We start from the raw sequence: 20,446 nt of genomic DNA, 5'->3' as shown, positions 1-20,446 counted from the left end.
GGTAATAAAAAGGCCAATACATGCCAGTAACGCGATTAATGCAACCTTTATTGTGTCTAGCTTATTTTATGGGCACGAGTGTAAGTGCCGGTACATTCACGGTAAACGTTACCGATAATGGCGGTGAACGTCTAGGCGATGCTGTAGTAGAGTTGATCCCAACGGCGAAAACCGCTGCCACTTTGCCTACAAATAAACACTATGAAATGCGTCAGCAAAACCGTGTGTTTTCACCTTTTGTATTGGCTGTACCGCAAGGCGCTCAAGTCGACTTTCCAAACTTAGATCGCACCCGACATCATGTGTATTCGTTTTCAGAAGCGAAGCAATTCGAACTTAAATTATACGTAGGCCAGGCTGAGTCTCCTATTTCATTTGAAAAACCAGGATTGGTCGCCATTGGCTGTAATATCCATGATTATATGCAAGCCTTTATCTATGTTGCTGCCAGCCCTTATTTTGCGGTTAGCAACGAGACAGGCTTAGCAAGCATCGACAATATACCCGATGGCGAATACCAAATCAGGCTTTGGCACCCTTGGCAGTTAGCTGATCCTGCGCCCACAACCATAATGATAAATGACGCTAACAATCACCTTACCGTTAACATTGATGTTAAACGTGAAGAAAAACCCTCTTCACCACCGAGTGGTTTTGGGGTTCAACATCACGTAAGTACTTACATGGGACAACATGCCAAATAGTTTTCGCAGTAGGCTAATTATTGCTTTTTTACTCATTTTAACGCTTATGCAGTTAACTACGGCTTTATTTGTGTTAACTGCCATGCAGCGTGATTACCGCCTGCAACAAACTCAAAACTTAAAGATTGGTTCAAATGTATTTGTAGAAATGCTGTCTAACCGCAGCGAACAGCTTAACCAAAGTTTATCTATTTTGAGTGCTGATTTTGGTTTCAAACGCGCCATTGCAACTGGCGAGCAAGACACTATTTCGTCGGTACTGGCAAATCATGGCAGGCGTATTAATGCCGATGCGGTGATGCTGTTATCTCCTGATGGCAAACTCTTATCATCGAGTTTACAAGGGCTGAGCGCTGCAGATATCAGTGAATTATTTGCGTTAACTAAAAACCGCTCCACAGGGTTTGAGATATTCAATTACAACCACAACAGCTACCAATTTGTATTGCAGCCTGTTAATGCGCCTCGGTTAATCGCCTGGGTGGGCATGGGCTTTTCAATGGACCATAATGTCGCTGAGCAGGCCAAAAGTATTACGGGGATTGATATTAGCTTCATTAATCAATCTGGTAGAGTTGATATCGTATCTACCCTACCAGCAACAGAGCAGCAACAAATACTGGCCAATATCACTCAAATAGCTCAAGCAGACGCTAGCGTAAATGACGATATCCCAACAGGGTACTTATCTACGTCGATTTCGTTAGACAAAAGTAATATTAATCAATGGGCTGTGTTACATCAGTCAAATATTAAGTGGCAGCAAAATTACGATGCGCTACGCAATAAAATGCTTATTGTATTTGCACTTACCTGCTTATTAACATTTTTAATTGCTGCATGGTTTGCTGGCAGTTTAAGCCGTCCTATTTATGCTTTAGCCAATTTTGCACGTAAAATTGGCCAAGGTGAAAACCCTCACCCGATTAAAGACGCACCAGCTGAATTGCAGGTATTGGTCGATACCTTATCTGTTATGCGCGACAACATTGAGTCTCGTGAAGAAGATTTAGTCTATCAATCACAACATGATAACCTCACCGGCTTATACAATCGTGCGGCAGCAAAACAGCAACTAGGCCCATTATTGACACAAATGCTCGGCAGCATTGTGATGATAGACATTAAAAATTTCCGCCATCTCAATAATATTATCGGTTTTGCTAATGCCGATAATTTGCTGGTTTTATTTGCAAGCCGACTAGAAAGTTTATCGCCTACTGCAGCGCTTATTTCCCGTTTAGACGGTGACTCGTTCCTATTATTATTCCAACCCAGCATCAGTAGCGCGCAGCTGGATGCTTATATACAACAGCTCACTAAACCTTTTTCGATTGAGGGCTCTAAAATTAGTGTCAGTGTTAGGGTTGGCATTGTTGAGCTATCAAGTGATTACGAAGCCAATGATATTGATACCATCATTCGCCATGCTGAAATTGCAGTCAATCAAGCTCGAACAGAATCTCTGGGGATTGCCATCTACCAACAAGGTGAAGACGAGCGTTACCTTCGCGAATTAATGATTATTCGCGATCTGCCAGTGGCCTTAAGTCATGGTCAATTTCATTTAGTGTATCAACCCAAGGTAGACATCCACACCAATCGGTGCGATAGCGCCGAAACCCTCATTCGCTGGCAACATCCGCAATTAGGCTTTATTCCACCAGACGAATTTATTCGCCTCGCCGAAAACTCAGGTAATATTTCGATAATAAGTGACTGGGTATTAAACACGGCTATCACCCAATTAGCACTATGGTGGGCTCAAGGTATTTGTATCAAAGTAGCCATTAACTTGTCGGCGCATGATCTGACCAATGCTCAATTACCTCAGGATATCAATAGGCTGTTAACTGATAACAATCTACCCATTGAAGCACTTTCTATTGAGGTCACTGAAGGTGCAGTCATGAAAGACGCACAAGCGGTTATCGCTGTATTACAGCAATTTAGGCAAATGGGTATCGCCATTGCTATTGATGACTTTGGAACAGGGCATTCGTCGTTAGCATATTTGAAGTTATTGCCCGTTAACGAGGTCAAAATCGATCGCAGTTTTATTAAAGATATACACACTGATGCCACTGATTTAATGATTGTCGACACCAGTATTCGACTCATTAAAGGGCTCAATTTATCAGTCGTCGCAGAAGGTGTTGAGTCCTTGAAAGGTATTGAGATTTTGCGTCAACTCGATTGCGATATTGTACAAGGTTATGTGTACTCAAAACCTCTTAAAGCCGCTGAGTTTATTGCCTGGCAGCACAATTTTAATCAATCCAGCGTAGCCGTTAACCCACAGGATAATGAGCATTAATGAGCCGACTTATATTGTTACTGAGCCTACTAGTAATGGCTAATCAATCTGTATTGGCAGACACAAGCAAAGTAATTGCTACTGGCGGCGCAACAACCATTGAAGGTTCTGCTGGCGGCGGTATTGTGCCGTGGGCTGTGATAAATGGTTACGCCAGTTCAGAACAATGGTCTCTGACCGCGATGCACTCTCAGGTAAGTGTTGACGACTTTAGCCTTCAAGCTATTGGCGCCTCATTAAGCATTAATAATCGCGTTGAAGTAAGTTTAGCTAAACAAACGTTCGACCTTGATACCATGGGCGGCAAACTTGGTCAGGACATAGTCGGTATAAAGTACAAATTGGCTGGCGAATTATTGTACAGCACGCTACCGCAAGTCAGCTTAGGGCTTCAGTACAAAAGAGTGGATGATTTTGGTTTACCTCAAGCTGTCGGTGCGCGCAGCGACTGGGGACTTGATGCTTACCTTGCTAGCAGTAAAGTCTTTTTCGATGCCATTGCTGGGCGCAACCTGGTAACCAACTTAACCTTAAGAGCAACTAAAGCGAATCAAACAGGGTTACTGGGATTTGGCAGTGCAACCAGCAATAACTATCAATTACTCGCCGAAGCCTCCATCGCGGTATTGCTAGCTGACAACATAGCACTGGGTTATGAATACAGACAAAAGCCCAATGAACTTAGCTTTGCTAAAGAAGATGACTGGCAAGACATTTTTGTAGCCTGGTTTATTAATAAGCACTGGTCTGTTGTAGGTGCTTATGTTGATTTAGGCAGCATTGCAGGGTTTGAGCAGCAACAAGGTTGGTATTTATCCATTGAGGGGACACTGTAATGTTAACCACTCGACCGTATTTTAGTACGCTAATGCTTGGGTTATTACTCATGCTGACAGCCTGTGCAAACTCACCGACTAGTTTATATCAGCAATTAGGAGGTAATGCCGGTATTAGCCAAATTACCGACCATTTTTTAGTGAATCTATCGCAAGATAAACGCATAGTGCATCACTTTGCACACACTGACATAGCGATATTTCGTCAACGCTTGATTGAACATTTATGTGTGGTCAGCGGTGGAAACTGCGAATACAAAGGCGCATCTATGTTTGATGCTCATATTGGTTTACACATTAGTCAGGCAGACTTTGATGCCGTTGTTGGCCATTTAATTGATGCGCTTAAACAACAACACGTGCCTATCGCAACGCGTAATGCATTATTGGCTAAGCTAGCACCTATGTATGAAGATATTACCTACCACTGATATCAGCTCGGCAGGCTCAAACAATAAGGTTAATAAAAAGGCGTTGGGTCGAGTTCTAGCGCACCTGGCGATATACCGCGCTCAATGTTTACATCTGCTTTTAGTAAATCCACCATGGTGACTTCGGTATAGCGTTTGTGCTTAAGCGAGTAAAAACATTTTACCACGGGGTGTAATGCATCACGCCCTTTTGAGTCCCATACAATACCCACTCGCTCATCCGACAATTGCACCAGAGACCCGACAGGATACACCCCCACACAACGAATAAATTCGTATACTAACTTTTGGTCTAAATGAAAGGGGGTCAAACTGAGTAAAATCTTAAATGCAGCCGCGGGACTCATGGCCTCTTTGTAACATCGAGTAGCAGTTAACGCATCAAAAATATCCACAATGCAACTCATGCGGCCATGTTGTGGGATTTGCTCTTCAGTTAAACCATTAGGGTAGCCTTTGCCATCAAGTTTTTCATGATGCATTAAACACACATCTTTACTCACCTGCGACAAGCCTTTAGTTTCGTTCATGATTTCTATTGCATAGACTTGATGCAACTTCATGTGTTCAAACTCTTCTGGCGTTAATCGCCCAGGTTTATTAAGCACTTCACTGTCGACTTTAATTTTGCCAATATCATGCAAAATACCACCCACAGCCATTTGCTTTAGCAATTCACGATCTAGCCCTAAATGCTTACCAAAAGTCACCAGTAAGAAAGCGACATTGATAGAGTGCTCAAGCAAATAGGCATCTTTAGTACGCAGCGCAGAAATACATTTAAACGCATCGGCATCGTCCATTACTGACTCAATCATTTTGTCGGCAACGTCTTCAATTTGGCCGACCTCGATGGGTTTACCCCCAAAGGTTTCTGACATCACTTTTTTGATTAAGCCCTTGGCTTCAGCAAGTAATTTTTTAGCTTGCGCCTGTTTTCCGTCCCGGGTGACAGTAGCTTTACGCGCTAAAGGGTTGGCTGGGTTATTAGTGCGATTGGCTTTTTTTAATCCACAGGTATCTGACGATCGCTCTATATCGACCCACACAACTGTAATATTGTTCTTTTTAAGCTTAACAATGGCATCGCGGTGCTTGATTTGGCCTGGGTTGCGAATATCAATTTTGTTTTGTTGGCGATCTATCGCCGTTACAAACATGCCTAGGGCAAGTTTATCAACAGGGATCTTAATGACATTACTTGATTCAACAGAATCACTCATGCACACACTCCGGGAAGAAAAACGTAAAATGTGGTTGCCTAACGCAATAACCACAACTAGTTTGAACGAACTTTGTTAATTCACCTAGTGTTTTTGCTCAACTATCGTAGTGGACTCACAGTAATTTTAGATTAATGCTAGCCCACAATCCATGAACAAAAATAACCTTTTTTTTCATTTTATGACAAGGATATTAAGCCAATCCCCCCCCCAATGACACGCGTTAAGTAAGCGCTTACAAAATAATGCCCAGTGCAATGCATCAAAAATCATCCTCTTATCGCTTTAACGATTATATTAGTAATTCAGATCACACGATTTAACCTTGCTAATTGACACTATTTAACAGCTTTATTACCGTAACGAAGTTGCAGATTTACGTGGGGCATTTCTTATTGGATCACATCTTTTCATCACATCTGAATGAACTGATTACTAAGCTTAACCAGCTCAGTAAGGTACCTGTACGCGAATCGATTATTCAATTATCGGTAGACGCACCGGCATTGCCTTTACTTTCTTGGTTAGCCGCACAAAATCAATTCCCAAAATTGTATTGGCACGGCAGAGACAGAGACGAAGATGTTGCAGCTATTGGTGCCTGTAAAAGCTTCTTTGTTGAAGAGCATGCCGATGACAATGTTTTAGCACAAATTTATCAACAACAACGCAATAAAACCAACCAACAAGACATTCGTTATTACGGGGGCCTTGCCTTCGACCGCACAGTTGAAAGCTGGCCAGAATTTGGCCGAGCGCACTTTATATTACCGCGTATTGAATTACGCCGAAATGGCAATAAAATCAGGATACTGCTTAACCTTAATTTTGATGGCACAGATCCTCAGCAAGAAATTCAAGCCGCATTGACAACGATAAAGCAGGTGCAAAAACCAAGGCCGTTATCACCGCCTCATAAAATGTCATTAATGGGGCGTAGTGATTTGCCACGCTATGAACGCTGGAAAGAATTAGTAGAGCAAGTCACTCAAGATAAATTTAATCAAACTACGCCTAAAGTGGTGCTATCTCGCCATACTCAAATTGATGTTAACGATGACATTGATCCATGGACTGTATTAGCGTGCTGGCAGGGCCGAAACCCCAACAGCTTTCAATTTGGTTTTCAATTTAGTCAACAGCGCGCTTTTATTTCTTGCTCTCCAGAACGCTTATATTTACGTCGCCAACAGGAATTATTTACCGAGGCTTTGGCGGGTACCACAGTGCGTGGGCTAAATCCTGATGAAGACAATTTACTCGCACAAGCATTACTAGACGATATAAAAAATAGCAATGAAAATCAGCTTGTTAGGCAACACATTGTTAATGTGCTAACACCGTTAAGCCAATATGTCGGGGCAGACGAACACCCCAAAATTTTTAAACTCAACCATATTCAACATTTACACCGTTCAATTAGGGCTCAAATTAAACCAGGTGTTAGCGACTTTGAATTGCTGCGAGCATTGCACCCTACCCCCGCTGTTGGAGGATTACCACGAGAAGCCGCACTCAACTTTATCCGCCAGCGCGAAGGTTACACCAGAGGCTGGTATGCCGGAGCTTGTGGCTATTTTAATCGCAACGAATCTGAGTTTTCGGTGGCAATCCGCAGTGCATTAATCGAACCGAGACGAATCAATTTATTTGCCGGCGCAGGTATTGTGGCAGGATCAGATCCAATAGCCGAATGGCAAGAACTCGAAAATAAACTCGCCACGGTGCTGTCTATTTTAATCGACTTTTAACCCAGTATTCGCCGCTACTACAGCGCCATTTGTAACAAATAGCCCTGGCAATCTCTTTCGCTTGCTCAATACCCATGCTATTATCCTGCCCCCGCGTTTACCCCTGCTTTGAATATCGCCTAAATTTGGGTTGCAAAGCGGTAAAATAAAGTAAATGCACTCATAATGATAATATTCTCTGTCGCAATGATTGATTAGCGAGTGTGGTGGCAATAACGCTGCGCAACTCACACATATCAATACTGCTAAACACATAATTAGCGGGTTCCCTCACCCCGCGCTAACCCCATTAAAAAGGCCACAAGATGTTGCAATTATCCCAGGCGAAGTATCGCCGAGCACTGATGCTATTAGTCAGTTTTCATATCTTAATTATTTGTGCAAGTAACTACCTTGTTCAATTACCTTTCCAGTTGTTTAGCTACCACACCACTTGGGGTGCATTTAGCTTCCCGTTTGTGTATTTAGCCACCGATTTAACCGTAAGGATTTTTGGCCAACAAGCGGCTAGAGGCATTATTCTCAAAGCAATGATCCCTGCGTTATTAGTGTCATATTTAGTGGGAGTATTATTCCATCAGGGCCAATTACAAGATTTTGCAGCTTTAGCACAATGGAATAGCTTTGTATTTCGCATTGCCTTTGCCAGCTTTGTGGCCTATTTGATTGGTCAGCTAATGGACATTACTGTGTTTGCTAAGCTGCGCCGTGCTAAAGCATGGTGGGTGGCACCAGCGGCCTCAACGTTAATTGGTAACTTGGTCGATACCTTGGTGTTTTTCAGTGTGGCTTTTTACGCCTCAAGCGATGCTTTTATGGCAAGCCACTGGCCTGAAATCGCCACTGTCGACTACGGCTTTAAGTTGATCGTGAGTTTAGGATTATTTTTACCTGCTTATGGCGTGCTATTAAAAGTACTACAAGACAAAATTTTGTTCGATAGTCCTAAAGCCGAAGAACAAATCATTATAGAGGCAACTAAGTAACCTGAATTAGGTTAAGTAACCTCAACTCATCAAGCTTAGTGGCTCAATAACACTAAGCTTGATATTAAAGCCCAGACCATTTAGCTCAGCTTGCTCATAGTGTAATACCATTGTTTAACTTTGTGGTGTTATGCCAATCAAACACTTCCCTCTCAACACGGTGGACTATCGCCACCTAAGCCCTGAAAGAATATTTGAGTGAAACCATTACATTGTAAAGATCTAAACTTATTTTGGATAATTACTTGCAAACACAAATGAGAATGATTACTATTAACTTGCGTTCCAAAACTCAGTTTACTCAATAGAGACTTCATCACCTTTATGAGTTTGCAGAGTTCGCAAGCACGACATTGCTCACACACTCTTTGTGGCCGGGATTTTTTCCCGGCTTTTTTTTACCTGTTTTTTACCTAGGTTTTATCGCCAAAATGTAGGCCGTCATACGGCCCAAGTTGTTGATCATCTTTTGCTTTATGATAAAGACCAATAGTAAACACGGTACCGACATTGAGTGTAGATTTCACTTCAATTGTGCCACCTAGGCGCTTAATAATGCCGTAGCTTAGCGACAAACCTAAACCTGTTCCGTCTTTGCGGGTAGTGTAAAATGGATCAAAAATCCTGCTTAAATCTTCTTTTGAAATCCCAATGCCTTCGTCTTCAACCTCAATTTTAACCCCTAGAGATTGTTCATTTTCAATCCAATCGTAGGCACGAACCCAAATTCGGCCATCATTGTTAACCGCGTGAGCCGCATTAACCATAAGATTAATGAGCACCTGTAATAGTTGTGGACGATTCACCTCAACCATTGCGGTTGCAGTTAATTCCTTCACCAAGGTCACTTGCTGCTGTTCAATGGAATGTCGAGCCAATAGCAGTACTTCTTCGACAATCGGCGTAATGGCTTGGGATTCAATAGGTGCGTTAAACTCTCCCGGGCGGCTGTATTGCAATAAACTGCGGATAATTGTGGTGATGCGGCCTACTTGTTGGATCACCAGCTCAATTTCTTCTTCGACGGCTTTTGCACCATCGCCAAGCTCGTATTTTAGCAATTCCATGTTGCCCAAGATCACCGCGGTGGGGTTATTGATTTCATGGGCAATACCCGCAATTAACTCACCAAGTGCAGTAAGTTTTTCATTGGTGACCAGTTGCTGCCTAGTGGCATGAAGTAGCGCGACGTTTCGCTCAAGTTCTTCAGTTTTATCTTGTAAGCTACGGGTGCGTTGCTCAACTTTAACTTCAAGTTGCTCAGCTGCCGCCTGAATTTGTGCATTTCGTCGCTGTAACTGGTCAAGCATGCTATCAAACTGCTGTGCTAATTGTGCAAGCTCGTTTTCCTTGGTTAATTCCAGCTTACCAATGCGAATATTGCGCCCCGATTGCACAGCGGTTACCACCTGATGAATATACTCTATAGGTTGTAACAGGCTATTGGCGCCGCGATAAACCAAAAAGCCCGATAGAAAAAGCACTATGACTAAAATGGTTCCTAGTTCGATTATGTTCAACAAATAGTTGTGCAAAAATGGCGCTTCAGAAAACCCAGCGTATACCATCCCGACTCGCTTTCCACGAATATCATACAAAGGCGCATATGCCGATATATACCAATCGTTAAACACAAAAGCACGGTTTATCCAGTTTTGTCCTTCAACTAACACCTGCTGATAAACCTCATCTGACACTAATGTGCCAATGGCTCGGTTTTGTTGATTGGGGTGACTTGGAAATTGCTCCAGAGGCACATTTGTACTAACTCGAATGTTGTCTAAAAATAATGTCACAGTACCAATAGAGCGCTCTGGCAGCGTGCCAGGGGCATACACTAGATCGCGAATATGGTCGACTATGACTGTATTTCGATTAAACAACATTCCGCCGTCTAAATACCAAAATACATTACCAGACAGGTCGGCTATTGGCATTAATGTACGGCTGATTAAACCTCGGGTTTCAATGCTTTGCACTGGTTCGGATGCATACTTTGTGGCTACGATGTCAATTTTAGCCTGTTCAGCTAGGCCTACATTAATGTGAGCGAGCCGCGCATTAGGCAGCACCATTAAGCCTGATATAGCTTGTTGTTGGGTCTGGTATAACATTAAACGTAAATCAGGATCTGCCGCAGCATCGGCCACACTGATAAGCCGCAAAAAATCTAATCCTAGGCTTTGTTGTTTTTGGATCAGTAAAATATTGAGTGCGTTAATTGCTGCTTCATTTGGCTGTGGGTCGTTATGATTGAGCAATTGAAAAGCATGTTGAAAGTCCCACGATCCGCTTATGGTACTTAACTGATGCTGCTGCCGCTTTTGCACTTGAGATAAGGAACTTTGAGCAACAACGAGATCAGCGTTGACCTTCATAAACAATTGCTTGCCTGTGTATATCACATTCCAATAAATGGTGATAAAAACCAGGCTAATTAACGTTAATACGATCGGCAGTAAGGTTAAAAACAAAATACGATAACGAACCTTTGACTGCATTTGCTGCCAACTGATCCCAAAGACTCGAGTAAACACCCCCGAAAACATAGCCACTATGGCGTATCTCCGCCGTTGTCATCTTGATTGGCCCACTCTTTATATTTTCGGTCTAACGTTTTGCGCGATACACCCAAGTCACGGGCGGCGGCAGACTTATTGCCATCATGGGCATCAACAACCTGTGTAACATGCTGTTTTTCAACTTCTTTTAACGGCCAACTTAAAGGATACCCTAATGCTTCAGGGATGACGGTAACGACAGGCTTTTTCCAATATTCTGCAGGAGGTTTACCAAGTAAGATACAGCGTTCAATCATATTACGTAGTTCACGAATATTGCCCGGCCAGTCATATTGCTGAAGCACTTGTAAGTCTTCATGACTCCAAATAATGTCCTTGATCCCCAGCTCTTGTGACAACTGCAATGTAAAATAATGAGTCAGTTCAACCACATCTTCAGGTCGAGATCGCAACGAAGGGATAACAATATTGAGCACATTAAGGCGATAAAATAAGTCTCGACGAAAACGTCCCGCCTCAACCTCATCAATTAATAAACGGTTGGTGGCGGCAACCACACGCACATCAATATCAATTTCTTTTTCGCTACCAACAGGACGAATTGCACGCTCTTCAAGCACTCGTAATAGTGCGGTTTGCATGTTCATTGGCATTTCGCCAATTTCATCTAAAAATATCGTCCCACCAGATGCATAATTAAATAACCCTTCGCGGCTCCCTTTAGCACCCGTAAACGCCCCTGCGGTATGGCCAAATAACTCGCTGGCTAATAACTCTGGTGCAATCGCGCCACAATTTACAGGAACAAAAGGCCCACTGCGGCCACTGAGTTGGTGTAATTGCCTTGCAACCAGTTCTTTACCTGTCCCCGACTCGCCTTCGATTAATACCACAGCATTGGTCGGTGCAATACGCTCAATAACTTGTTTAACATCTCTAATGGCTTCGCTATTTCCAATAATGGTTGATGAGTGACCATGTTCTAATTCACGCCTTAGCATAAAGTTTTCACGTCTTAGCAAGCGTTTCTCTATACAGCGGTCAACTGCGGTCATCATTTGTTCAAGGTGAAATGGCTTCATGATAAAGTCACAAGCACCTGCACGAAGCGCTTTTATCGCCACGTCCATATCGGCATAACCCGTCATAAAAATAATATCGGATTGTCTATCTAAATCATTTAGCGCTTCATGCCACTCAATACCTGAACGATCAGGCAAACGAATATCAACAATGAGCAAGTCAAAATGGCCTTGGCTACGGATAGATTCTGCCTGAGCAATAGTCGATGCGGTTTCAACTAATGAAAACTTTTTGGAGAGCGCCTTCATTAAAAAACTGCGCATACCAGGCTCATCGTCAACGATTAACACTGACATTGTGGTTCGAGGTATTGAGGAAATTCGTTCTTCAGAACTCATAAATTGACTCTTACTTGGGACATTTTGACACGATTTGCAAATACTCTAGCATTGAATCTGAGCAACAGGGTCACTCTGAACCACAGAATAGTGATCGTGGGACAAATTGTCTTACACATTTAGCTCAAGCTTGGGATCCAGTTCACAATTTCGATTTTAGGCGTGAACTGTATTTGCATTAAAATCGTTTGGCATCTAACTTGCTTATGGCTTTGGTAATTAAGCAAAAATTCAGTTATTAATACAACAAGGAATGAAAATGTTAAAACTCAAAGCAAGTGTTAGCATGTTATTAGCCGCAACCGTGTTTAGTGGTGCAATGCTAAGCCCGGCCGCTTTAGCGGGTGAAGTCATTAAACTTGCTACAACAACGAGTACAGAAAACTCTGGTTTATTGGGTGCAATTTTGCCTAAATTTGAGGCTGAATCAGGTTACACAGTACAAGTTATTGCAACGGGCACTGGTCAGGCATTAAAACTGGGAAGTCAGGGTGATGTTGACGTAGTGATGACCCATGCTCCAGAGGCAGAAGCCAAATTTGTTGCAGATGGTTATGGCGTTGAACCTCGCGGAATTATGGAAAACGATTTTATTGTTCTTGGGCCTAAAAATGACCCAGCTGCAGTTAAAGCAAGCAAAGATGCCGTTGATGCATTTAACAAAATAGCCACTAAACCAAGCCAATTTATTTCACGTGGAGATAATTCAGGCACCCACATGAAAGAGCTTGAGATTTGGCAAGCAGCTGCAGTAACACCAGACTTTGCTGGTTACACATCGGTTGGCCAAGGTATGGGCAAAACGTTATTAATGGCGAACGAATTACAAGCTTATACTCTAGCAGACCGCGGGACGTTTATTGCCTATAAAGCCAAGCTTGATTTAACCATTAGTTATGAAGGCGGCGCGGCATTAGCAAACCCTTACCAAATTATTTTAATTAACTCAGAAAAATACCCAGATTTAAACCATAAAGGCGCAAAAGCATTAAGTGACTGGTTTATCAGCCCTGCAACACAAACGATGATCAATCAATTTACCGTGCAAGGAGAGCAATTGTTTAAGGCCACATATAAAAAATGAATGACGGCTGGTTAGCCCTATTGCAGCAAGCATTTAGCTTGCTGCTCTCTTTAAACCCTGATGTTTGGGCAATTATTAACATTTCTTTTTCGGTGTCGTTTGCGGCGCTGCTGATCACTGTTGTTCCATCCATTATTTTAGGTTTTATACTGGCATTTAGTCATTTTCGTGGCCGCTGGGTGGTGACCAATCTCATCCAGACACTGCAATCCATTCCAACTGTTGTGATTGGTTTGTTGGTGTATTTATTACTGACCCGCCAGGGAGTGCTTGGCGATTTGAAGTGGTTATTTACTCAGCAAGGTATGATTTTAGGCCAAATGCTTATTTGTGCGCCGGTTATGGTTGCTCTTTCTCAGGCTGCATTTTCAAGTGTCGATCGCCGTGCGTGGGAAACCTCGCGCACATTAGGCGCATCTTGGTTACGTGCAGTATGGACACTCTGCCGAGAGCTACGCGTCCCACTATTGTTGGCCATTATCGCCGCCTTTAGTCGTATTTTAACCGAGGTTGGCTGCTCTATGATGGTGGGGGGCAATATTATGAATGTAACACGCAATATTCCAACCGCCATCGCGCTGGAAACCAGCAAAGGGGATTTCGCACAGGCCATTGCATTAGGATTGGTACTACTAATTTTAGCCCTAGTGCTAAACTTCATCTTAGGTTCATTGCGAGGCAAAGCCCTCCCGAGGAGTCATTAAGATGGCCTTATCGCATCCTTCTGTCAGCAATGACGCTATACAGGTTCATGCACAAAATGTACTCATGAAGTATCAACAACATACTTTATTTAGCGTTGCGGACCTGACGTTTAAGCAGGGTGATGTTATCTATCTTCAAGGCGATAACGGCTCTGGAAAATCAACATTAATGAAAATCCTTGCAGGCTTGATTACCCCCACTCAAGGTCGAGTTGCTAGCCATGGGTTTGCGCGTAACCCCTGGTGGCAGATTGACAGCTTGCTAGGTAAAGCGGTTTATTTGCATCAACATCCTTATTTATTTGAAGGCTCGGTAAAGTACAACTTAACCTATGCCTTGAAACAACTCACGCTTACTGCAAAAGAGCGGCATCATAGGATCGAACAAGCAATTAATATGGCGCAACTTAATGACTTATTAGATCACCATGCCAGTGATTTATCGGGTGGTGAGCGCCAACGACTTGCGATTGCTAGAGCATGGATCGCCCAGCCCAAATTACTTATGCTCGACGAGCCGATTTCGAACATGGACAAACACTCACAACGTTTAGTGTTAGCGATGATCAACCAGTTAAAACAAGACGGAACAGGCTTATTAATCAGCAGCCACCAAACTTGCGGACTCACAGCGTTATGCAAACAGCATTGGCATATTAAGCAAGGTACAGTTCATACGAGTATGCATGTGCCTACAACAGAAACTGTGCATCAATCTAATACAACGGAATTACACTATGGCACCACAAATTGACGCTGTAATTTTAGCGGGCGGCATGGCAAGACGAATGGGCGGTAACGATAAAGGATTGGTCGACCTTAACGGACAAGCCATGATCTGTCACACCATCGACAAACTCAGCAAGCAAGTCGATCGCATTATGATTAACGCCAACCGTAACCAAGCAGAATATGAACAATGGGGTTATAGCGTATTTAGCGATCAGCAAAGTGGTTACCTTGGCCCACTTGCCGGTATGGTTACAGCATTAAAGCAAACTCAAGCAGAATATTTATTAGTGGTTCCTTGCGACTGCCCTATGCTACCAGAGGATTTGGTGCAAAGACTCTTAACCGCACTTATTGCTCAAAATGCCGATATTGCAGTTGCCAGTGATGGCGAGCGTGAGCAACCCGTGGTACTGCTACTAAAACCATATCTTGTAACATCCATGCAAGCATTTTTAGATGCGGGTGAGCGTAAAATCGATTTTTGGTATCGTCAGCATACAGTGGCGGTAGCCAGTTTTGCTGATCAGCCCAATGCCTTTGTTAACGTCAATACGCCAGAACAAAAACAACAACTTGCCCAGCACATTGCCAAGTAATAATTAAGAGGTTCACGATGACTGTAGTATTTAGTAATCCACTACCTATTCCCGTTTTAGGGTTTTGTGCATACAGCGGCACGGGTAAAACAACCTTATTGAAACAACTTATCCCTGAGCTTAATCAGCGCGGTATTCGGTTAGCGGTTATCAAACATGCACATCATAATTTTGATGTCGATATTCCTGGTAAAGACAGTTATGAAATGCGTAAAGCGGGCGCCAGACAAGTACTGGTTGCCTCTCATGTACGCTGGGCACTAATGACTGAAGATCCCGTTGAAAATGACCCTCAGCTACAACACTTACTTAGCCAAATTGAAGCCGATAAAGTCGATATCGTCCTAGTTGAAGGTTTTAAAAAGCTGGCTCTGCCTAAAATTGAATTGCACCGCGCGGCCCATAACAAACCGCTTATTCATGTGCACGATGACAACATTGTCGCGATTGCTTGCTGCGACGAAACCCAAGTGCCTGACACCTTAACCCGCTTAGACTTAAACAATATCAACCAAATTGCTGATTTTGTTCAGCACTACCAGCAAAACTGGCAAGCGCCTCAAGTAAGTTTACCTATTAATTTTGACAACCAAGCACTAAGTGAGCAGCCAGAATCTGAGTATGGCATTAGCGTCTCGCAAGGCATTAGCAAGGTGCTAAATCAGGTTAAACCTATTAATCAAACTGAGTTAGTTGATCTTATTGATATAGAAAACCGAGTGTTAGCCCACGATATCATTTCAGAAATCAACGTACCACAGCAAACAAACTCTGCAATGGACGGTTACGCTTTCGCCTTTGATAGCGTTAATAACTCACCTCTTAAAATAGTAGGCGAAGTACTTGCAGGGCATCATTATCCAAATATCCTGCAACAAGGTGAAGCCGTACGCATTATGACTGGCGCAACACTGCCTCAAGGTGCCGACACCATCCAAGCGCGTGAGTTAGCCGAAGAAAGCAATCAAACGGTGAGTCTACTTGAACCAAATTACATCATTAAAGGCCAACATGTACGGCTTGCTGGTGAAGACATTGCTCAGGGTGAAGTGGCTTTATCTGCCGGTACACGATTAGGCTCTGCAGAATTAGGATTAATGGCCTCACTTGGTTTTAATCGCTTGCCAATCTTTAAGCGTCCAGTGGTTGCGGTGTTCTCAACCGGTGATGAAGTGAGTCAACCTGGAGAAGAGTTAAAACCTAACTGTATCTTTGATGCTAACCGTTACACCATTTTATCGATGGCGAAGAAACTCGGCTGTCAGGTGATTGACCTCGGGATTATCGACGACAATGAACAAACCCTGACCAGCACATTACGCGATGCGGCGAGCAGAGCAGATGTTGTCATTAGCTCTGGCGGTGTGTCAGTTGGCAATGCCGATTACATCAAAATGGCACTGGCCAACGTAGGCAGTACTCACTTTTGGCGAATTAACATGCGCCCAGGCCGCCCATTAGCGGTAGGTAACATTAATCAAAGCCTGTTTTTTGGCTTACCTGGCAACCCTGTTGCTGTGATGGTGTCATTTATGCAATTTGTTCAACCCGCCATTCGAAAACTGGCTGGTGAAACACACTGGCAACCCCAATTTATACCGGCAATTGCAGCTCAACCGCTACGAAGCAAAACAGGGAGAACAGAGTTTTTGCGAGGTATTTATCACATAGCCAATGATGGCCAGATCCATGTCAGCACTACTGGTGCACAAGGCTCAGGAATGCTTAGCTCTATGGTCAATGCCAATTGCCTTATTGTCATTGGAGAAGAAACTGCCACAATCCCTAAAGGCGATCGTGTGTTTATTCAACCGTTTGCCGATTTGCTTTAAGCCCTCAACCTCGACAATCATTGCAACACGCAATGGTTGTCGAGTGACACTTTATTTTACCGCATTCAACGACCCTCTTTATTATATCAATCCGTATAAATCACTCAGAATGCGTCAAGTGTTTGTTGATTTAACCTCAACTCTGGATAAGAGATGTATTGATAACGATATAAATCAATAGATTGGCTAAAATCCACTGTCAAGCTTGTGATTGGTTTTGCCAACAAGGCGAATTAACGCGTCAATAGCTAGCCTATTGCAAGTTAATTCAACGCAGTGAGGAAGGCAAAGGACTGCTTGAAAGGCGTTTGTTATCCAGAGCTGAGGTTGATTTAGGCATCGCTATGGCGTTAATGGTTATTCCCTTGCAAATACCGATACCAATCACTTGATTAACTCCCTTTAGCATTGCTGTGCTAGATTCGTTTTTTATCATGTGGGTGGTACACTAAAAGCATACAGCTGCATCAAATAAAGAGGAATTTTATATGGCACTTTCTCGAAAGAACTGGAACTACATTATTATCGGTGCCAGTGTCTTTATGATTTCTGTGTTATCGTTTATTAATGATAAAACCGCCAACATCCCCGATGATGCAGTAGCCCTGTTTGACCCCCAACTACCTTTGGTGCAACTGAATCTCGATAATATGTGGTTGAGTAAACAAGGCGATGACTGGTGGTGTCATGATCGCGTTATCAATTGCCAACAATGGGCACAGGCGTGGCAAAATATCAGCGTATCGCCTTTAGCAACCCAACCAGAACATAGCTCTCGCGAACAAACGCTGACCATCGCCATCAACAACATTCACACAGCCCAGCAATGGCGGTATTTCCCCGAGGATGGCTTATTACAATCATCGAATCTCAATTGGTACCAAATACCACCAAGTTTGCGCGCAGGCTTGCAGCCAATTCTTGCTGAAGTATCACAATCAAAATAATGGATTTTTATGCCAGAACTACCAGAAGTTGAAGTGACCCGCCAGGGGATCAGCCCCTACCTTATAGAACAAACAGTGAGTGGCCTCATTGTCCGAAACAGTTCATTGCGCTGGCCTGTACCAGATGTGGCGCAAAATATTGTTGGCCAACGCATAAACAATGTGCGCCGTCGGGCCAAATATTTATTAATCGACACTGATGCCGGCATGACGATTGTACACCTGGGAATGTCTGGCAGTTTACGTATTTTACCGCGTAACACCCCTGCTGAAAAACACGATCATATTGATCTAGTTTTAGAAAATGGTCGCATGCTGCGCTTTAATGACCCCAGACGATTTGGCGCCTGGTTGTGGTATGAATTACCCGAGCAGGCTCATCCATTGCTGTCAAAATTAGGGCCTGAACCATTAAGCCCAGCGTTTACCCCGCAACAGCTACAGGCCGCTCTCGCGGGGAAGAAAAAGGCCATCAAACTGTGCTTAATGGACAATCATATCGTGGTTGGAGTAGGCAACATCTACGCTAACGAGGCTTTATTTGCCGCAGGAATTCATCCACAAGCTGAAGCCGGCAGCATTGATATTGAACGATTAACCGTATTAGTCAATGAAGTGAAACAGATTTTGGCTCACGCCATAAAACAAGGCGGCACCACCCTCAAAGACTTTACCAATGCCGATGGAAAGCCAGGCTATTTCGCCCAAAAACTCCATGTATATGGCCGAGGCCATGAAACCTGTACCGCCTGTGGGCATTTACTCAGCGAAATAAAGTTAGGGCAACGCACAACGGTATTTTGCAGCATGTGCCAGCAGAGGTAAAAGTAATTGAATAAAAAGGAGCCGTTATAGGCTCCTTCATAGATCTGCGATAATATTAAAATCGGTACTCAAAAGTAGAAAACACCGTCGCCTGCGTATCATCATCTTGTACTTCAAACTCAGAGTTAGCCACACTGCCGCCTAAGGTCAACATGCCATTAAACACAGGCATACGGTACGATAACTCTAGCATCAATAAATCTTCTTTCAACGTTTGCGGTGCCCATACAGTTGCAGTATTGCCCCCATCTTTATTAAGCTGAGCATAACGCAGGATAGAAGTAAAACCATGGCTATTTTCAAATTGACCTACAAGCCCTAAAACATAGGTTTGAGCATCACTCTCATAAGTACTTCCGTAAGTCCGGCCATAATAACGTGAACCACTTTGGTATGTTGAGTGCTCATAAAAACAGTTATATTCAGATCCCACATCACAATTGACCATAGTGTCTGAATATTCAAAAAAGACTTTATACTGCTGTTTTGAAAAGTTAAATCGTGAGTCTACACCAAACATCTGTCCACAATCGGACATACTCGATGCATTTGAAGCATTTTCGCAGGTTTGCTCTACATATAAACCGACAGGAACACCAAACCAGTCATCGCTATAACGTACATCAAAGCCAGTCATCTGATTGGTATTACTGCTGCAATCAGTGGAATTGCATTCTTGCGGGTCAGTAATGGCCTCAAAGGCACTATCGACACTGCACTCTTGCTCTTCGCCGCAAAACATCGCAGTCCACGACACGCCGACCTCAAGCTGTTTTAAGGGCTTTATCGCACTGCGAAATGACCACAACAACGCATTGGAGGCATAACGTTCTTGTTCAGTGAGACTGACGCCCGCAGTCAATGTCCAGGCACCTAACCAAGAAAGCAGAGGCGTTTCAAATGCCTGAGAGTTATTTCGACTTATCATTAACGAGGACATAGGTCTTGCATTTGTCGACATGTGCAAAGAAGAGTCAAACCCTGGGCCCCACCACTGCGCAACCGTTCCAAATGTGGTCACCCAATTCCCTAAAATTACCGCAATATAGTTATCGTCAAAACGAAAGTCTTTATCGTCATTCGGGTGGTAATTGGCTGACGCCGAAAGTTTATAAGCAAGATGCTGCCCCAAATACTCATGTGAGCCTTGTATTTGGCCTTTCTCTCGATAATCAGAACCAAAGTGCTGAAAACGCGCGGCATCAGTAGCCGCTGCAACTTTAACGCGCGTATTGCCTCGATTATTCACTGCGCCTTGATAGTAAAAATTGACTCGAGCGTAAGCTTCAACTAAGTCTTTACTCATTAGCGATGGTTCAGCTCGTGCTAAATCGACTCCAATACCTGACCACATTAATGGATAGGTATTAATAGGTGAGGTGATCACCCCAGCATCAGCAAGCGCCTGTATATCTGCACGCAAGTAAATATCACTGGTATCAACCCAAGGCGCGGCTTGAGTTGCTGAGCATAATAATGCCGAGCCAACTCCGAATGAGAGCACCAACTTGCTTAAGCAAAATCCCTTTAACATA

At 43.4% G+C, this 20,446-nt stretch carries 17 protein-coding genes; 13 read left to right on the top strand and 4 right to left on the bottom strand.

Features of this window, described 5'->3' with window-relative positions:
• Window positions 1-20: 20 nt before the first annotated feature.
• From IEW93_RS09275 to IEW93_RS09260, 4 genes are read left to right on the top strand one after another with little or no spacing between them, the layout of a single operon-like run.
• Window positions 21-704, top strand: coding sequence for a cupredoxin domain-containing protein (locus IEW93_RS09275; protein ID WP_188739051.1), 684 nt, complete (start codon window positions 21-23; stop codon window positions 702-704).
• A complete protein-coding gene (locus IEW93_RS09270; protein WP_188739050.1) occupies window positions 694-3,021 on the top strand; it encodes a bifunctional diguanylate cyclase/phosphodiesterase in 2,328 nt (775 codons plus the stop codon). Before IEW93_RS09275 ends, IEW93_RS09270 begins: the two co-directional genes overlap by 11 nt.
• Window positions 3,022-3,056: 35 nt before the next feature.
• A complete protein-coding gene (locus IEW93_RS09265; RefSeq protein WP_373284899.1) occupies window positions 3,057-3,857 on the top strand; it encodes a DUF3034 family protein in 801 nt (266 codons plus the stop codon).
• A complete protein-coding gene (locus tag IEW93_RS09260; protein ID WP_188739048.1) occupies window positions 3,857-4,288 on the top strand; it encodes a group I truncated hemoglobin in 432 nt (143 codons plus the stop codon). The genes IEW93_RS09265 and IEW93_RS09260 overlap by 1 nt, the downstream gene beginning before the upstream one ends.
• A gap of 29 nt (window positions 4,289-4,317) precedes the next feature.
• Here the strand turns inward: IEW93_RS09260 and IEW93_RS09255 are convergent, their stop codons facing one another.
• Entirely contained in the window at window positions 4,318-5,511 is a 1,194-nt protein-coding gene (locus IEW93_RS09255; protein WP_188739047.1) for a cyclic di-GMP phosphodiesterase, read from the bottom strand.
• A 395-nt stretch (window positions 5,512-5,906) separates the two neighbouring features.
• On the opposite strand from IEW93_RS09255, the gene IEW93_RS09250 reads away from it, so the two are divergent.
• Together IEW93_RS09250 and IEW93_RS09245 are read left to right on the top strand one after the other, a co-directional pair.
• On the top strand, window positions 5,907-7,262 hold the full coding sequence (locus tag IEW93_RS09250) for an isochorismate synthase (RefSeq protein WP_188739046.1): 1,356 nt from the start codon (window positions 5,907-5,909) through the stop codon (window positions 7,260-7,262).
• Between the two features lie 305 nt (window positions 7,263-7,567).
• The gene (locus tag IEW93_RS09245) at window positions 7,568-8,248 is read left to right on the top strand and encodes a 7-cyano-7-deazaguanine/7-aminomethyl-7-deazaguanine transporter (RefSeq protein ID WP_188739045.1); all 681 of its coding nucleotides are present in this window, start codon (window positions 7,568-7,570) and stop codon (window positions 8,246-8,248) included.
• 413 nt (window positions 8,249-8,661) lie between these two features.
• On the opposite strand, the gene IEW93_RS09240 is transcribed toward IEW93_RS09245, so the two are convergent.
• Entirely contained in the window at window positions 8,662-10,797 is a 2,136-nt protein-coding gene (locus tag IEW93_RS09240) for a sensor histidine kinase (RefSeq protein WP_188739072.1), read from the bottom strand.
• Window positions 10,798-10,802: 5 nt separating this feature from the next.
• On the bottom strand, window positions 10,803-12,191 hold the full coding sequence (locus tag IEW93_RS09235) for a sigma-54-dependent transcriptional regulator (RefSeq protein ID WP_188739044.1): 1,389 nt from the start codon (window positions 12,189-12,191) through the stop codon (window positions 10,803-10,805).
• Between the two features lie 286 nt (window positions 12,192-12,477).
• On the opposite strand from IEW93_RS09235, the gene IEW93_RS09230 reads away from it, so the two are divergent.
• The 7 genes from IEW93_RS09230 to mutM all read left to right on the top strand — a co-directional run bounded on the left by IEW93_RS09230 (window position 12,478) and on the right by mutM (window position 18,911).
• Window positions 12,478-13,275: an ABC transporter substrate-binding protein gene (locus tag IEW93_RS09230; protein ID WP_373284898.1), complete on the top strand. Its 798-nt coding sequence runs from the start codon at window positions 12,478-12,480 to the stop codon at window positions 13,273-13,275.
• Window positions 13,272-13,979: an ABC transporter permease gene (locus IEW93_RS09225; RefSeq protein WP_188739042.1), complete on the top strand. Its 708-nt coding sequence runs from the start codon at window positions 13,272-13,274 to the stop codon at window positions 13,977-13,979. The genes IEW93_RS09230 and IEW93_RS09225 overlap by 4 nt, the downstream gene beginning before the upstream one ends.
• A 1-nt stretch (window position 13,980) precedes the next feature.
• On the top strand, window positions 13,981-14,733 hold the full coding sequence (locus IEW93_RS09220; RefSeq protein ID WP_373284897.1) for an energy-coupling factor ABC transporter ATP-binding protein: 753 nt from the start codon (window positions 13,981-13,983) through the stop codon (window positions 14,731-14,733).
• The gene (gene mobA, locus IEW93_RS09215; RefSeq protein WP_188739041.1) at window positions 14,717-15,307 is read left to right on the top strand and encodes a molybdenum cofactor guanylyltransferase MobA; all 591 of its coding nucleotides are present in this window, start codon (window positions 14,717-14,719) and stop codon (window positions 15,305-15,307) included. The genes IEW93_RS09220 and mobA overlap by 17 nt, the downstream gene beginning before the upstream one ends.
• 17 nt (window positions 15,308-15,324) lie before the next feature.
• A complete protein-coding gene (locus IEW93_RS09210; RefSeq protein ID WP_188739040.1) occupies window positions 15,325-17,139 on the top strand; it encodes a bifunctional molybdopterin-guanine dinucleotide biosynthesis adaptor protein MobB/molybdopterin molybdotransferase MoeA in 1,815 nt (604 codons plus the stop codon).
• A 488-nt stretch (window positions 17,140-17,627) separates the two neighbouring features.
• Window positions 17,628-18,086: a hypothetical protein gene (locus IEW93_RS09205; RefSeq protein ID WP_188739039.1), complete on the top strand. Its 459-nt coding sequence runs from the start codon at window positions 17,628-17,630 to the stop codon at window positions 18,084-18,086.
• A gap of 9 nt (window positions 18,087-18,095) precedes the next feature.
• On the top strand, window positions 18,096-18,911 hold the full coding sequence (gene mutM, locus IEW93_RS09200) for a bifunctional DNA-formamidopyrimidine glycosylase/DNA-(apurinic or apyrimidinic site) lyase (protein WP_188739038.1): 816 nt from the start codon (window positions 18,096-18,098) through the stop codon (window positions 18,909-18,911).
• 55 nt (window positions 18,912-18,966) lie between these two features.
• Here the strand turns inward: mutM and IEW93_RS09195 are convergent, their stop codons facing one another.
• A complete protein-coding gene (locus tag IEW93_RS09195; RefSeq protein ID WP_188739037.1) occupies window positions 18,967-20,445 on the bottom strand; it encodes a capsule assembly Wzi family protein in 1,479 nt (492 codons plus the stop codon).
• Between the last annotated feature and the right edge of the window lies 1 nt (window position 20,446).

Source organism: Shewanella inventionis, assembly GCF_014641855.1.
GTDB classification, from domain to species: Bacteria; Pseudomonadota; Gammaproteobacteria; order Enterobacterales; family Shewanellaceae; genus Shewanella; species Shewanella inventionis.
This window is presented reverse-complemented; position numbering and strand designations above follow the sequence as displayed.